At 43.0% G+C, this 14,150-nt stretch carries 15 protein-coding genes; 13 read left to right on the forward strand and 2 right to left on the reverse strand.

The genetic code is table 11. The annotated features are described in order from the left end of the window. Window positions 1-10 precede the first annotated feature (10 nt). A complete protein-coding gene (locus tag HUJ19_RS10055; protein ID WP_290624006.1) occupies window positions 11-562 on the forward strand; it encodes a hypothetical protein in 552 nt (183 codons plus the stop codon). Window positions 563-832: 270 nt separating this feature from the next. Here HUJ19_RS10055 and HUJ19_RS10060 read toward each other — a convergent pair whose 3' ends face one another. Continuing rightward, window positions 833-1,780 carry a hypothetical protein gene (locus HUJ19_RS10060; RefSeq protein ID WP_290624008.1) on the reverse strand — a complete coding sequence of 316 codons (948 nt, stop codon included), beginning with the start codon at window positions 1,778-1,780 and terminating at the stop codon, window positions 833-835. A 136-nt stretch (window positions 1,781-1,916) separates the two neighbouring features. On the opposite strand from HUJ19_RS10060, the gene HUJ19_RS10065 reads away from it, so the two are divergent. The 8 genes from HUJ19_RS10065 (at window position 1,917) to HUJ19_RS10100 (ending at window position 8,476) form a co-directional block, all read left to right on the forward strand. Then, the gene (locus tag HUJ19_RS10065; protein ID WP_290624010.1) at window positions 1,917-2,192 is read left to right on the forward strand and encodes a hypothetical protein; all 276 of its coding nucleotides are present in this window, start codon (window positions 1,917-1,919) and stop codon (window positions 2,190-2,192) included. A gap of 221 nt (window positions 2,193-2,413) precedes the next feature. Continuing rightward, window positions 2,414-3,967 (forward strand): IS21 family transposase, encoded by a 1,554-nt coding sequence (gene istA / locus HUJ19_RS10070; RefSeq protein ID WP_290624012.1) that lies wholly within the window; start codon window positions 2,414-2,416, stop codon window positions 3,965-3,967. Next, entirely contained in the window at window positions 3,957-4,700 is a 744-nt protein-coding gene (istB, locus tag HUJ19_RS10075) for an IS21-like element helper ATPase IstB (protein WP_290624014.1), read from the forward strand. Before istA ends, istB begins: the two co-directional genes overlap by 11 nt. After that, window positions 4,697-5,446, forward strand: coding sequence for a hypothetical protein (locus HUJ19_RS10080; RefSeq protein WP_290624016.1), 750 nt, complete (start codon window positions 4,697-4,699; stop codon window positions 5,444-5,446). Before istB ends, HUJ19_RS10080 begins: the two co-directional genes overlap by 4 nt. A 73-nt stretch (window positions 5,447-5,519) precedes the next feature. Further along, the gene (locus HUJ19_RS10085; RefSeq protein ID WP_290624018.1) at window positions 5,520-6,380 is read left to right on the forward strand and encodes a tyrosine-type recombinase/integrase; all 861 of its coding nucleotides are present in this window, start codon (window positions 5,520-5,522) and stop codon (window positions 6,378-6,380) included. 68 nt (window positions 6,381-6,448) lie between these two features. Beyond that, a complete protein-coding gene (locus HUJ19_RS10090; RefSeq protein ID WP_290624020.1) occupies window positions 6,449-6,709 on the forward strand; it encodes a type II toxin-antitoxin system Phd/YefM family antitoxin in 261 nt (86 codons plus the stop codon). Further along, window positions 6,709-7,017 carry a type II toxin-antitoxin system RelE/ParE family toxin gene (locus HUJ19_RS10095; protein ID WP_290624022.1) on the forward strand — a complete coding sequence of 103 codons (309 nt, stop codon included), beginning with the start codon at window positions 6,709-6,711 and terminating at the stop codon, window positions 7,015-7,017. The genes HUJ19_RS10090 and HUJ19_RS10095 overlap by 1 nt, the downstream gene beginning before the upstream one ends. Window positions 7,018-7,093: 76 nt before the next feature. Beyond that, on the forward strand, window positions 7,094-8,476 hold the full coding sequence (locus tag HUJ19_RS10100) for a hypothetical protein (protein ID WP_290624024.1): 1,383 nt from the start codon (window positions 7,094-7,096) through the stop codon (window positions 8,474-8,476). On the opposite strand, the gene HUJ19_RS10105 is transcribed toward HUJ19_RS10100, so the two are convergent. Further along, on the reverse strand, window positions 8,473-9,372 hold the full coding sequence (locus tag HUJ19_RS10105; protein WP_290624025.1) for a DNA adenine methylase: 900 nt from the start codon (window positions 9,370-9,372) through the stop codon (window positions 8,473-8,475). The genes HUJ19_RS10100 and HUJ19_RS10105 overlap by 4 nt on opposite strands. 72 nt (window positions 9,373-9,444) lie before the next feature. On the opposite strand from HUJ19_RS10105, the gene HUJ19_RS10110 reads away from it, so the two are divergent. From HUJ19_RS10110 to HUJ19_RS10125, 4 genes are all read left to right on the forward strand, one after another. Further along, window positions 9,445-9,762 (forward strand): helix-turn-helix transcriptional regulator, encoded by a 318-nt coding sequence (locus HUJ19_RS10110; RefSeq protein WP_290624026.1) that lies wholly within the window; start codon window positions 9,445-9,447, stop codon window positions 9,760-9,762. Between the two features lie 36 nt (window positions 9,763-9,798). Next, window positions 9,799-10,854 (forward strand): RHS repeat-associated core domain-containing protein, encoded by a 1,056-nt coding sequence (locus HUJ19_RS10115; protein WP_290624031.1) that lies wholly within the window; start codon window positions 9,799-9,801, stop codon window positions 10,852-10,854. After that, entirely contained in the window at window positions 10,854-11,252 is a 399-nt protein-coding gene (locus HUJ19_RS10120) for a hypothetical protein (RefSeq protein WP_290624027.1), read from the forward strand. The genes HUJ19_RS10115 and HUJ19_RS10120 overlap by 1 nt, the downstream gene beginning before the upstream one ends. 687 nt (window positions 11,253-11,939) lie before the next feature. Next, window positions 11,940-14,036 (forward strand): TonB-dependent receptor, encoded by a 2,097-nt coding sequence (locus tag HUJ19_RS10125; RefSeq protein ID WP_290624029.1) that lies wholly within the window; start codon window positions 11,940-11,942, stop codon window positions 14,034-14,036. Window positions 14,037-14,150 lie beyond the last annotated feature (114 nt).

Consider the following 14,150-nt stretch of genomic DNA (forward strand, 5'->3'; position numbering starts at 1 on the left):
TGGAGGCATTATGAAAAAGATTTGCTTGGGAATCTTGCTTTTTTTTATTACAACAGCATGTAGTTATGGAACAGAGCCTATGACAATTGAACAGGACTTACAACGGTTAGTTAATAAAGATAGTATTGTTTTTGTTGTCAGGATTTCAGCACCGATACCTTATTTACGGTATGAGGAATATCTAAGGAAGTACAGTTCTCTCAAACATGATGAAATAGAGTCGCGGTGGGATAAAGAGAATAAGGAATTAAAGAGCCAGTTCATTGTTCTCCGTAATCTTAATGGTGAAGAGTTTCCTGAAGGTCGAATAGCTGAACTGAATGCAGCAGATGTTAACTTTGACTTTATGAGTATTGGGGGGGGGTATATTGTCTATTTGACTAAAAACGTTAATAACAGATATGAGTATGAACCTTATGATGTTGTTAATGTAGCTAAAATTCCCTCCGCTGACTTGGAGAGCGTTTTAAATATGAGTCCCAAAGAACTGACACAATTTTTAATTGAAAATCATTATTTTGGCAATTCAGATATGCCTGTTAAGCCTAAGTCTAGGAACTAATGGGAGGAGGTTTGGGACATCCACAAATTAGTCCCAAGCATCGCTTGGCTTTTTAGGATACGGCATTCGAAGCATCGCCAGCAGCGCTCGGAGGGTTTTGTGGTTTGGGCTCGGAAGTGGGGACAGTAGGGCTCGGATTGTGGGGCGGTGCCAGTACGTGCTGATACCGCAAAAAATCCGATACCGTACTTATTTTAACTCCGAATGAGAACCAGAAATGTCTCCGAGGTTAATTTTTGTATCAAGATAACCTTGGTTTTACCCGTGAGCTTATTTGAGTTTTTCTTTCAGAGCCATCCAGACGAGTTCTTTCATAGCGTCATTCACTTTTAGATACTTATCTTTATTGCTAAAGCTAATTTGCTCTAGCACCGCTTTACGCTGTTGATCTGAAATACGGTAGAAGTGGTATCCAATGGCGTTGGCTTTACGGGTTTCGCTCAGTATAAAAAGACACATATCTTCCAAGTACATGGTGAGCCGCCCTACAATACGATGGATTTCCCACGCGGCCTTGACTGAATGGCCAATAGTCTTACCACGGAAGTCATGACCTAAATCCCAGCTGTAGTAGAAGCGGTCTTTTATCAATTTGTAGAGCATTCTAAAGTAAGAGCAATAAGGGATGGGCTGACAGAAGTTAATCAATATTTCCTGCATAGCGTAGTAATATTCTATGCTAGAGATATATTGTGATTTGGATTCAATTTCAGCGCAAAGAAGCACAATGGCATTGAGTGCATCAATAGTGCTGTCCAAGCATAAAAATTTTATTAGACTTTCATGGCTTCGTATCTTTTTTCGGACAAGTTCAGCACTATAGCTTCCCTTTATAGTAAATAACCGAGCAGAAATATCAGGTCTTGTTTCCAGTAAATATTGATTTAGCTTTTCTTGCGAGACAGGTTGCTGCAAAACCTTCCACATGGGCAAGTTAAACCAATATTCTGCCCGGCTAACTTTCTTGGAGACTTTGAGCAAGGTTTTTTTACTGGGCGATTGCTCCCCTCTAAGATACTTATTCCAGTTAGTTGGATGGTTGGTACCATCAGGCGTTGATACAAACTGCTCTGGTCTGGAAAACGACTTCTCAACTTCATAAGCTGTCGAACAATCCATTTCAGCTTTAATCATTTCTGCCCATAAAGCCCTTCTTAATTGCAAAACGAGCTGCGAATTAGCGTAAATGGGTATTAGCCGTTCTTTTTCTACAAGCATATATGGCAACTTTACAAATTTAATAAAATCAAGCTTTTACAGCCTTTTTGAGTGTCTTTTTAGCCTTTGAAACCTACCTCTACAGCATATGCGTTGGTTGTTTTATAATCAAATAGATAACTAAAGAGTACTGAATGTGACTGAAAACCAAATTAATATTTATGGCAATCAATTAGAGCAAGATTTGATAAAGGCTCACGGCCATCTGATTGGAAATAAGGAGTTGTGTCGGTTGTTGGGATTTACCAATATGGCCGCATTCCGACAAGCGATAAAGCGAGAGCAACTGCCAATTCCTGTATTCGGTATGGAAAATAGACGGGGTAAATTTGCTTTAACTAAAGATATAGCCGCTTATTTAACACAAAAGCGCTTTGAAGCCCTTGAGAAAATCGCGGAGGAAAAACGATGAATAAATATTAAGCACAAAAAAACCTCAAGAGGCAATATGCTTTGAGGCTTTGATGATTAATCTGAATTGGCGTCCAGATATGCTCATCTTACTCCCCAAAATATTGCTGTGCAAGTCCTTTGTGTGTAGGGCTTACAGAGAAGTATTGCCTCTTGATTTTATCTAGTTAACACCTGTCGCGCCTAGTTGCGTCGGGTTAATGAGCAATTTCAGGAGAATTTATGAAAAATAACATCCAAAAATACATTGAAGCGATAAGGCTTCGAGAGTCAGGTGGTTATTCTGCTAACTATACGGCTCAATTAGTAGGTTTATCCGATAAGACTATTAGTAGGGTTTGGGTCATATGCGATGAGCACCAGCTCAATTATGACAAAGCTAAACTGATGGGGTATAAAGAGTTAAAGCTGCTATTCAATAAAAAGCGGGAACTCGAAAAAGATAAGGTGTTACCTGACTATGAAGCAGTGCATAAAAAGATGCAGGCACATAAGCATTCAACTTTGATCCAGCTTTGGCATGAGTACAAGGCTGAGTTTTTAGAAAAAGCTTATTGTTATTCTCAATTCACTCATTACTATCGAAAATTCCTAGCAAAAGTGGATTTGTCCATGAGGCAAACTCATTATGCAGGCGAATTAGTATATGTTGATTATGCAGGCAAGTTAATTCCTTGGACAGATCCGAAAACAGGAGAACTGAAGTACGCACAAGTCTTTGTGGCGGTACTTGGCTGTTCTCAATATACCTTTGCTTTTGCTTCTAAGTCACAAAATTCAGAAGACTTTATTGAGGCACATAATCAAACGTTCAATTTTCTCGGTGGCGTTCCTGAGGCGGTTGTTCCTGATAATTTAAAATCTGCCGTAACTTCCGCTGGCAGTAATCCGATTATTAATCGAACCTATCTTGAAATGGCGAGGCACTATAACTTGTCCATCATTCCAGCACGAGTTCGGAAACCAAAAGATAAGTCATTAGCGGAAATTGGGGTTTTATTGGTTACGCGCTGGATCACTGTGCCATTGACGCGCAGAAAGTTCTTTTCAATTGAAGAAATTAATCAAGCTATTTTAGAGTTATTACCAAAGCTGAATGAAAGGAATTTTAAGCGCATCAGTGGTAGTCGTACGTCACGCTTTTTAGAGTTGGATAAACCCTTATTAAGGGCTTTACCTAATAAGAGTTTTGAATGTGCTAATTGGATGGCTAAGCAAAAGGTTAGTCCCGATTATCATGTGTATGTGAAAGGTCATGCCTATTCAGTACCGTACTCACTGGTGAGTGAATATGTTGAGGCTCGTGTAACCGCTAAGCTCGTTGAGTTTTACCATGATGGTAAGCGGGTCGCAGCGCATACCAGAAATGACACCCAAGGAGAGCACACAACCAATCCCTTACACCGTCCAGCAAGCCATCAGGCTTATGCAGAGCAAAGTCTTCAGCATTACCTGAAATGGGCGAAATCCATTGGCTCATACACCGTTGAAGCCATTACAGCCCAGTTTGATAACAAACCTGAGCATTCAGTGATTGCCAATAAAGCCTGCTCTCAATTGCAGCAACTTGCCAAGGTTTTTGGTCATGAGCGCTTTGAAGCTGCTTGTGTTCGAGCTAAAGCCATTAACTCATTAACCGTTAAAAGCATACGTTCAATTCTGCAACATAAATTGGATCAACAAGTTGATGACTCTGTACCTGAGGACTTTGTGCCTAACCACCAGAATGTCCGAGGCTCATCTTATTATCAGGAGGATAATTCATATGTCATATGAACAAAATGTAGAACAACTGAGTACATTAAGCTTGCATGGAATGGCTGAGCTTTATGAACTCCATCAAGATGATACCAGTATACAAAGTTTAAGCTTTGATGAGCGGCTGGGGTTACTGATTGATTCTGAAACTCATTATCGAGAGCAGCGTAGGCAAATACGGTTCACAAAAGCTGCCAAGCTTAAAGATCCCCAAGCGTGCCTTGAGAACATTGATTACACACGAAAACGTGGAATAGAAAAGTCACGAATAAAAGAACTATCTGCTTGCAGATGGATAACTCAACATCAGCATATCTTTCTTGAAGGTTCGACTGGTACAGGCAAAACATTCATAGCCAATGCTTTAGCGAGTCAAGCTATACGATTAGGGCATAAAGTTATTTATAAACGGTTAAGCAGGCTCTTAGAGGAGACTGAAATTGCAAGAGCAGATGGCACCCTGCCTAATCTTCGATTAAAGCTTTCAAAGTTTAAAGTGATTATTTTAGATGATTGGGGTGTTAACCCGATTACTGCTCGTGGGCGACAAGATCTACTGGAGTTAGTTGAGGATAAAACTGGAACTGGCTCAATAGTGGTTACGAGTCAATTACCTGTTAAGAAGTGGCATGAGTGGTTAGGTGATGAAACTATCGCGGATGCCATTTTAGATCGCATTGTTCATCGTGCTCATATTCTAAAACTCAAGGGTGAATCCATGCGTAAAGTCAAAGGGTTGGAGGAGTCATGATGAATACACACATTCACGAACATTCAGAGTCGTTGCTTGCAACTCAGGTGATGACTGGCATTGAGAAAATCACTCCATCTGAGCAGGTGATGATCCATCAAGGGTTTGATTATTACCATCTTTGTCTAAAGTGCTCATTGCCTGCGCAAGACTTAGTGACTAAGACCGGTATAAATAAGAGTGCCGCTGGTGAGTTTAACCTGGGCTATGTCAATCGAACGCTTGGTTTGTCATTACCAGATCCTAGAAGTTTTGATGGTGGCTCTCAAAGAGGACTGTATCAACGTATTGGGCTCTTTAAGGTTACAGGGCATGAACGATTCCGTTGGGCGCTGGTGTTTCCGCTGTATGATATTGATGGCAATATCGTCGGCGTCTATGGCTACTGGGTACGAAAGCGCTCCAGCCAAAATGAAGGAGCGTTTGTGTTATGGAACTTTGACGATGTGGGGATATTTAACCCTCAGGCGGTGAAAAAGTCTGAGAAGTTACTGATTTGTTCAACACCTCTTCAGGCGTGTCAGCTATGGAGTCGTGGTTATCGTCATGCCATATCGTTAATGGGGCACGAGATTACCTATGAGCAGGTACAGACTATCTTCAAGGATAAGCCTGTGTCGCAGGTTGAGTTGATTCAGCCGAATGATTTAATCGATAGGCACCAGTTCGAGCAACTGAAACTGTACCTGACGTCACTGGGTAAATCCTGTTCATTCATAGATAGTCCTATTGCCATCAATGGATAGGCCAAGCACACTTATCCAGTGCTTGGACTTTTACCTTGAGGATTGTTTAGCTCGGGGTGAAAGTCAGCGCACAGTGGAAGGTAAGGCATCCAGCGTAGGACTCTTCCTGCGTTGGTGCTTAACCCAAGATATTCGACTGCCCCAAGACGTAAGTCTGCAAACCTTTGAGGCTTACAGACGCTATTTGCACCAATATCGACAGCCGTTTAATGGTAAGCCACTGGATATTGCCACCATTCGCAACAGGCTGACGGCGACCAAAGTTTTCTTCAAGCGATTGTTCTACCACGAAATCATTGAAACAAACCCTGCGGAGCGCCTAGAGCTTCCAAAAGTGCCCAGGCGACTGCCTTCGGGGTTTTTGACGGTTGAAGAAATCGAACGAGTGCTTCAACAAACCTTGCTCCACGGCATGACAGGCATACGCGATAGAGCTGTGATGGAAACCTATTACGCCACGGGAGTACGGCGCATGGAGCTAGCGAGGTTAAAAGTGAGTGATGTTGACCTAAAGGAAGGCCTCATCACCATCTACCGTGGTAAGGGCAACAAAGATAGACGAGTTCCCATTGCCCAGCGAGCCTGTAACTGGATTCAGGTGTATTTAAATAAAGTCAGGGCTACACTGGCCACTATCGAGTCGGGTGCAACCTTGTTTCTGGATAACGAAGGGCTCAAGTACCGAGAGCAACAGCTAACCTACCTAGCTTCAAAGTACGTTAAACGTGCAGGCATTGATAAAAGAGGTGCCTGTAACCTGTTCCGACACTCCACAGCTACACTGATGCACGAAAATGGTGCGGATATCCGTCACGTCCAAGAAATGCTCGGCCACGCCGATATATCGACCACGCAAGTCTATACGCATGTGACGATTAATAAGCTCAAAGAGGTTTATTATCAAACTCATCCCAGTGTATTGCATGAGGGATAAGGTTTTTGACTTAAAATATACAAATCGACTATACTGCACAAATCGAACGATTTAAGCGAGGTTACACTATGAATGCTCTATCAGCTAATGAAGCGAAAACCCATTTTGGCGACATGCTTCTTAAAGCACAACGTTCGCCTCTTCAAATTAACAAGAACGGCAAGCCTGTGGCGGTCATCTTGTCCATGGAGGAGTATGAGAGCATTGAAGCCATGAAGTTGCATTTACTTCAATTAAGAGCGGCACAAGCAAAAGCGGATATTGCTGCGGGAAACCACGTGGACGGTGATGCTTTCTTTGATGAACTAGAAGCTGGCCAACACGACTGATGGCGGGGTATCGTTTAACCCCAGGTGCCCAGTCAGACTTGATCGAGATCAGACGGTATGGGATTGAGCACTGGGGAGCCGCTCAGTCTCAGTATTACCTGTCTGGACTTCGACAACGTATTCAATTACTGGCAGACACACCAAGTTTAGGCAAGATTCGCCCCGAAGTGGCGGAAGGTGTGAGAAGTTTTCCGTATGAAAGCCATGTCGTTTACTATATAACTCACGAAAAGCAACTAGTAGTTTTCGGCGTTTTACATCAGCGTATGGTGCCTTTAAAGCACTTGCTTGATCGCGAGAAGATTTAGAACAAAATTAGACTGATATTTAATAGAGAAATATTGATAGCTGAGAGGCATAATTACAACAAACTAAAGGGGATGGATGATGCGATTCGCTAACATTGATAGTTTTGGAGTAGATGAACTTCTTTTGGATGAAGGGAATTACAGGTTTAGGAAAGCTCCTGATCAGCAGGCCTGTATTGAAAAGATTTACAGGTCGAACCCCGCTTACTTTTCTAATCTAATGACCAGTATAGCTGAAGATGATCTTGGTGAGCTGTTATTGGTTTGGATGGATGATGGTGAAGCAATTGTTTTAGATGGTAACAGGAGAAGTGCCGTCATTAAGGTTTTGTGGAATCCTGATTTGGCTCCTACGGCGTCATTAAAGAAAAAAGCTGAGTTGCTAGCTGCTAAAACACAATTTGACTTTGATAATATCCAAGCTCAAGTTTCAGAATCCAAAGAAAAGATTTATAAAACGGTTTATGAGCGTCACGCATCAAGTAATGGCTCTCGTCGTATTAGCTGGTCTGCAATTGCAGCTGCTCGATTCAGGTATGACTGGAAAATAGCAGATAATAACCAATATTGGCACGCTACCGCGCTAATTTTTGAGCTAGAATCCAATAGCCCAGAAATTTCTGAGTTTATTGATAGCAAGGATTACTCTCATGAAGTTTTTACAAGGGTTGTTCGAGCCGCTCTGAGTCGAGGGATTATTTCAAAAAATATCTTTAGTGAAAAGGATATGCGGATTAAAAAGCGCCCCAAAAAATTGATAGATGATGCTATTGATAAGGCTCAAATCCTTTTAACGTCGATAAAGAATAAGGAGCTATCACTTTCAAGAAAAGGGAGCACCTACGCTGATGCTGATAAAATAGAAGAGTATTTATCTCAGTTTAATGTTGTAGAAGAGAAAGATGCTAAGAAAGAAGGCGCGTCTTCTGAGCAAAGTAATACTCAGAATACTCAAGAGGATAGCAAGAACAATAATAACACTGATAATTCAGAGTCTGGAAGCAACCAAAATGGAAATACTAATGATGAACAAAGTAGTAACGGTAACCCTCCACCAAAGATTCCAATGTCGGTAAACATTACTAGTGCTGTGAATTTATTAGGTTCTGATAAACTCGATCAACTTTATAGTTCTTTATGTACGATCTCTTTGCGAAAGCATGCAACGTTAATGATGGTTGGAGCATGGACTTTTCTGGAAGCGCTTGCGACACTGGCCGGGAAAGGCGCTAATACAGGCTTAGAAAGTTTTTATAATACAAAAATCAATGAATGGTATAAAGACAAAGGAGAAAAAGCTGAATTTAAAAGCTCAGTGAAATATATTGTTGATGAAGGGAATGTTATTAAACATGGACAAATTGCTCATAGCTTTGATGCACGACATCTAGCCGTTCATTTTCAAATTATAGAGCCTCTGTTACTTAAAACAATTAAGTTTGCAGCTAACAAAAGTTAGCTTGCAAACTTGGCTTCCCAGTCTTTGGGGTAAGGGCGACTCGTCCTACTTAAAAACGGAGAGCTAGGTAATTCAATGTGATCATAAACCATAATCTCTGTAGCTCTAGGCCTAGCCTGGTTTGTCGAGTAAATTAAAGAGAACTCTTGCATTTTATGTTTTGAGTAGATGTCTTTTATGGGATGACAGTTGTCATAGGTTACTAACCAAGGAGACTGTATTTGAGAGACGGCCTGCCCAATCTTTTTGTGGTCTTCTGGGTTATAGAAGTTACGGTATAGCTGACTTCCTTTATTAAAATAAGGGGGATCAAAATAAACTAAGGATTTATTACCAAACTCAGGAACCACATCACTCATAAAATCTAGGGCATCAAGGTTTGTTAAGTTAATTCTTTTTCTATGCCTAGCTATCATTAGAATTCTTTGTTTCAAATTTTCTTTATTATACCGAGCATCAATTTTGTAGTTTCCGTCTTGGTTTATTCCGCCGATAACACCAGCCTTTAGGATGCCTGAACGATTCGTTCGATTAAGGAAAAAAGTAGCAAAGCCAACTTCAGTTTTAGAATATTCTTCGTGAGAAGCCAAAACGTCCCTCTGTTTCTGCCAAGATGATATGTCTACAGGCGTTGAGTCGATTAGCCTGATAAGCTCATTTGTGTCATTCAATACAGCCCACCAGAAGGCATGGATAACCGGATCAAGATCGTTAATGAAAATTGAGCGGACATATTGATTATTCAATAAATAGAAAGCAGCTCCAGCACCGCCAGCGTAAGGCTCAGCATAAATACCTCCACTAATACTATTGTGACGCATTAACCAAGCTAGCCATGGTCCTAATCTGGCTTTACCACCAGGATACCTTAAAGGAGTTTGAAACTTCACCGACATACTATTTCCATTTGTGTTATCGTAAATTATAGCTATAATAACAAAAATACAGATAAATTACGATAATTTATTATGAAATTTGACCTCTTTTGCCAAAAATTGAAGTCTTTTTTGAATGATACGGGTATGAGCAAGAATGCATTGGCTAAAAAAGCTGGTGTACCTCAATCGCAGGTATCAAATTGGTCTCGTGGTATTGGTAAAAGATTTACAGAGAATGCTAAAAAGGTCGTTGAGACCATGGATAATCTTTCACAGGGACAGTATCAACAGCCAATCCCCAAAGAAATTGAATCAGCGGTAAGAGTGGCTTGGAATGGAGATCCAAAGAGAGCAAAACTAATTTGTGATGTTTTGAATACACTGGAGCGGTATAAAGACTGTGCTTAGAATGTTATTTATGAATAAATAATCATGTGCATTCATATGAATGGACGCGCGTACGACTACAATCTCGGTCGATTCCTCTCTGTCGATCCATTCATTCAAAGCCCTGGCAACAGCCAGTCGATGAACCCCTACAGCTATATCATGAATAATCCTCTGGCAGGAACCGATCCGAGTGGGTATGCTGCCGAGTGTGAAGATGCCCTTGGAAAAGGCTGTGGGGATGATGAGCCTAAAAAGGAGAGGAAGAAGTTTAAAAGAGGCGGTTCTAGTTGGAATACTGTCTATGACAGGTCTGCTGTGAGTAACGGTGCTGAAGTTGAGCATTCCGTAGAAGCAAAAGGAACTCCAGAAGAAATTGAGCAAATTGGCAGTGAGCTGGAGGACAAAGGTTATGAGCTAACTGCAGGTATGAGTAATGCTGATGGAACCAATGAGGTGACCTATACCAGAACCTATTCGGGGGGACTGGATGATATTGGAAGTCAAATTTCTGGCACTCTGAAAAACATTTCTGATATTGCTATGGTTTCAGGCCTTACTGCTGATGCAGGAGGACAGCTCTTAGGGGTTGCTGGTAGCGCTAAGTTTATTCCTCAGTTTAGTCCAGCGGTAGGAGGTGTGGCTAGCTGGTCTGCAACATGGGGGAGCGCAAATGGAAGAGCCTTTATGCAGCTCAGTGGTCTAGAAGCTCTAGGTTCTCGCTTAAGAGTAGCGTCAAGAGCATTAGGGTTTGGAGCTGTGGGCTTTTCAACAGCATCAAATATGATGAATCCGAATTATTCCAAGTCAGATGTTGTCTGGAAATTTGCTGCTGATTCCGCTGTCACCTACATTGCTTTCAAGGCAGCTTCATATGGACGATTTGGAGGGCTTTATGGATTGGCTATAGGTGCTAGTTATGGGTTTATTGATTATCGAATCAATCAAAATTTTGGAGGTTGGAAAAATTTTGCTAATTATCATATTCAAAATTTCGAAAGTGGCGTTTCGACTTTCAACCATAATATGGACTATATTCAACAAAAACCCAATGAGGCGATGCACCGGATGTTTAATGTGCCAAATATGAACTTCAATATGGAAGGGCGATAATGATAACTTTCTTTAGGCATTGCTATTACGGTGTTTATCTTTTTTTTCAAAAGCTTAACCACAAACATCCTGATGAGTCTGCGTTTGTATGGATGGCGGGAGTAAGGATGCTTGTTTATTTATGTGTTTTTTTGATGATTGGGCTTCATCTAGAGATTACGCATGAAGATATTTCAAAGTTCTGGGGGACAATTATTATGTTTTCCTTTGAGATGGTTGTTTCTGCGTTTATTAATGGGAAAAAGAAATTTCTGACGATCGAGGAAAACTATAAAAAATTATCGAAAAAAGCACAGATATCTTACACCGTTATTGCTGTGTCCCTGATGCCCTTATTGATAATAACGATGTTTGCAATAGGTTTTCATATCAAAGATACCCAGGGAATAGGATGGTAAGAATAAGTTAAGGAATTCGGAGCATTATCAGCAGCGCTCGGAGGGTTTTGTGGTTTGGGCTCGGAAGTGGGGACAGTAGGGCTCGGATTGTGGGGCGGTGCCAGTAGCTGAAGCTCAAATCTTCTCGCTTAATTTTACAGTGCGCTTCGGCGCACTTTTTTTAATCTGGACTGGTCAGTTTTGGCCGTTGACCCAGTCAAGGGATTCTGGTACGGGTGGTCAACTGATACTGGCGGAGTGGTCAGTTGGGGGCGGTGGGTACAGTAGTTATTGAGCAGCTAGTAAATAGTAGAGATAAATGGGTAGAACATTAGGTTTTAGAATAGAAAACACTCACTTTGATTTTATGATATGTTGAATGCCCAATGTTTATTTAGTGCGGTACAAAATAGAGCAGTATAAATATTCTTGGGACGCTGTTGGGACTGAAGAGGGCCATTTCTGACCATCAAGGGCAACCTAGATAATCGTAACCTATTGAAAAACAAAGAGTCTCAATGGGTTAGAAAGCACTTAAATGGGTTCAAATCCCACCCTCTCCGCCATATCTCAAAAAGACGCTAATCAGCGTCTTTTTTTGTGCCTGAATATTCTTGATTCTTCATATCCCTGCGACAATTTGTCGCAGTGTTTTTTCCTTTCATATCTATACAATTAGCGCCGATTTAATTCTTTTCTGAGGGCGTTATGAATTTCTTTTCTTTTGATTCTTTTCGTGTGAGCGCGGTGGCTGTCGCTGTGTCTGGCTGTTTGTTTTGTGGGGTTGTGTTTCCTGGGGTTGCGTTGGCTGAGGACGCCCCATCTGAGGAGGAGCATATTGATGTGATTACGATCAGTGCTTCGCGTGCTTCGGCTGATGATCTGTCGGTGGCGGATGCGGATCCGGTTGAGTCGGATGTGGCGCAGTGGTTGAAGACGGTGCCTGGGGCGAATGTGAATAAGAATGGGCCTGTGACGGGGATTGCGCAGTATCGTGGGATGTTTGCGGATCGTGTGGCGGTGAGCCTTGGTGGGCGTCCTGTGGTGGGTGCTGGGCCGAATGGGATGGATGCGCCTTTGACCTATGCGGTGCCGATGAGCGTTGAGGCGATGACGGTGTATCGCGGGATTGCGCCGGTGACTGCGGGAATCGATACGATGGGCGGTGCGGTGGATGTGCATCTGAAGCGTGCGCGCACCTCTGAGGAACTGTCGGTTGAGGGGTCTTTGAGCAGCTGGTATTCGGGGATTAACGACGGCACGACTTATGCCGGGGATATCAATGTCAGTGCGAATGACTTTGGGGTCCATGCCTTTATCAGCGACCAGACGGCCAATAATGCCGAGGATGCGCTGGAGCGCGACATCATCACTACCGCATACGATAAGCAGCAGTCGGGTCTGGATGTGGCTTATGCGTTCGATAACAGCCGCATTGGCCTGCGTTATGGCAAGACTGACACTGGCTTCTCGGGAACGCCTGCCTTGCCGATGGATATCAATTATGTGGATGGCGAGCAGTGGAGTCTTGATGGTCAGCATCAGTTTGATGTCGCTTTACTTGAGTGGCAGATTGGGGCTTCGGACAATACGCATGGCATGGATAATTTTAGCCAGCGTGAGAATCTTGACCCTGCCGCGTATCGATATACTTATGCTGCGGCCAAGAGCGCGGATTATAAGGTGCAGTTGACGGCGGGCGACTGGGTATATGGATTGCAGGGGTATCTGTCTGAGCATGATGTGGATATCAGCAATCCGAATAATGCCATGTTCAGCGTGATTAATTTTAATCAGGTTGAGGATGACCGTCATAGCGCCTATGTGCAGTGGAGTCAGCGCGCGGAAGGGCGCAGCGATACGCTGGGTGCGCGTGTTAAATACAATCGCGCGGATGCGGGCGAGGTGGCGCATTCGATGGCGATGATGAATCCTGCGATTGCCGGTTTGGTGAGTGATTTTAATCAGGCGGATCGCAGCGTCAGTGATACCACCTTTGATGTGACCTATCATGGCAAGACGACGCTCAGCGATAGTCTGGTCTGGAATTATGGATTGGGTGTTAAGCAACGCGCTGCCAGTTACCAGCAGCGTTATTTGTGGTTGCCGATGCAATCAACCGGTGGCCTGGCGGATGGTAAAACCTATGTCGGGGATATCAATCTAGATCCTGAAACCGCTTACCAGATTGATACCGGTTTTGATTATGTGAATGGCGGTTTTAAGGTGTCGCCGCGGGTGTTCTATTCGCAGGTGAAGGATTACATCGAAGCCAACCCAAGCGAAGACCCACGCGCGATCATGGTCGCCGGCATGATGGGCGATCCTGCGCCATTGCAGTTCACCAATATTGATGCAAGCTTGTGGGGCTTTGATGCCAATTGGCGCTATGACATGCCATCGGATTTCTTCATGTCCGGGGTGGTTAGTTATGTTCGTGGTGAGCGCGATGATAGCGATATTAATTTGTATCGTATTGCACCGCTCAATACGCGATTCGTGTGGGGGTATCAGGGTGTGCAGTTCAGTACTCAGTTTGCCGCGCAGGTTTATGCGGATCAGGATCGGGTGTCGAGTATCAATAATGAAACTGAAACTGCTGGGTATATGGTTTGGGACTGGATGGCCGATTATATGTTTGATAATGGCCTGACCGTATGCGCCGGGGTAGAGAACCTGTTTGATAAGCAGTATGTCGAGCATCTTGGAGGCGTGAATCGTGCTGCGGGTAGTGAGATAGCCGTTGGGGAGCGTTTGCCAGCCAGTGGGCGGAATGTTTATGTCGGGTTTGAGTTTAGGTTTTAAAAGAAGGAAGAGCAGATTCTGCTCTTATAGATACCATCTCTCCCAACCGACCTCAAGCCACTTGAGGTCGGTATTCGCTTTGATGTTTTAATACACCATAGCAAATTTGTACCA

The sequence above is a fragment of the Kangiella sp. genome, from assembly GCF_014762745.1.
Taxonomy (GTDB): Bacteria; Pseudomonadota; Gammaproteobacteria; order Enterobacterales; family Kangiellaceae; genus Kangiella.

Coding starts and splice junctions, on each gene's coding strand:
- HUJ19_RS10055 (WP_290624006.1), top strand. CDS start 11: ATGAAAAAGATTTGCTTGGGAATCTTGCTTTTTTTTATTACAACAGCA.
- HUJ19_RS10060 (WP_290624008.1), bottom strand. CDS start 1,780: ATGCTTGTAGAAAAAGAACGGCTAATACCCATTTACGCTAATTCGCAG.
- istA (WP_290624012.1), top strand. CDS start 2,414: ATGAAAAATAACATCCAAAAATACATTGAAGCGATAAGGCTTCGAGAG.
- istB (WP_290624014.1), top strand. CDS start 3,957: ATGTCATATGAACAAAATGTAGAACAACTGAGTACATTAAGCTTGCAT.
- HUJ19_RS10080 (WP_290624016.1), top strand. CDS start 4,697: ATGATGAATACACACATTCACGAACATTCAGAGTCGTTGCTTGCAACT.
- HUJ19_RS10090 (WP_290624020.1), top strand. CDS start 6,449: ATGAATGCTCTATCAGCTAATGAAGCGAAAACCCATTTTGGCGACATG.
- HUJ19_RS10095 (WP_290624022.1), top strand. CDS start 6,709: ATGGCGGGGTATCGTTTAACCCCAGGTGCCCAGTCAGACTTGATCGAG.
- HUJ19_RS10100 (WP_290624024.1), top strand. CDS start 7,094: ATGATGCGATTCGCTAACATTGATAGTTTTGGAGTAGATGAACTTCTT.
- HUJ19_RS10105 (WP_290624025.1), bottom strand. CDS start 9,372: ATGTCGGTGAAGTTTCAAACTCCTTTAAGGTATCCTGGTGGTAAAGCC.
- HUJ19_RS10110 (WP_290624026.1), top strand. CDS start 9,445: ATGAAATTTGACCTCTTTTGCCAAAAATTGAAGTCTTTTTTGAATGAT.
- HUJ19_RS10115 (WP_290624031.1), top strand. CDS start 9,799: ATGAATGGACGCGCGTACGACTACAATCTCGGTCGATTCCTCTCTGTC.
- HUJ19_RS10120 (WP_290624027.1), top strand. CDS start 10,854: ATGATAACTTTCTTTAGGCATTGCTATTACGGTGTTTATCTTTTTTTT.
- HUJ19_RS10125 (WP_290624029.1), top strand. CDS start 11,940: ATGAATTTCTTTTCTTTTGATTCTTTTCGTGTGAGCGCGGTGGCTGTC.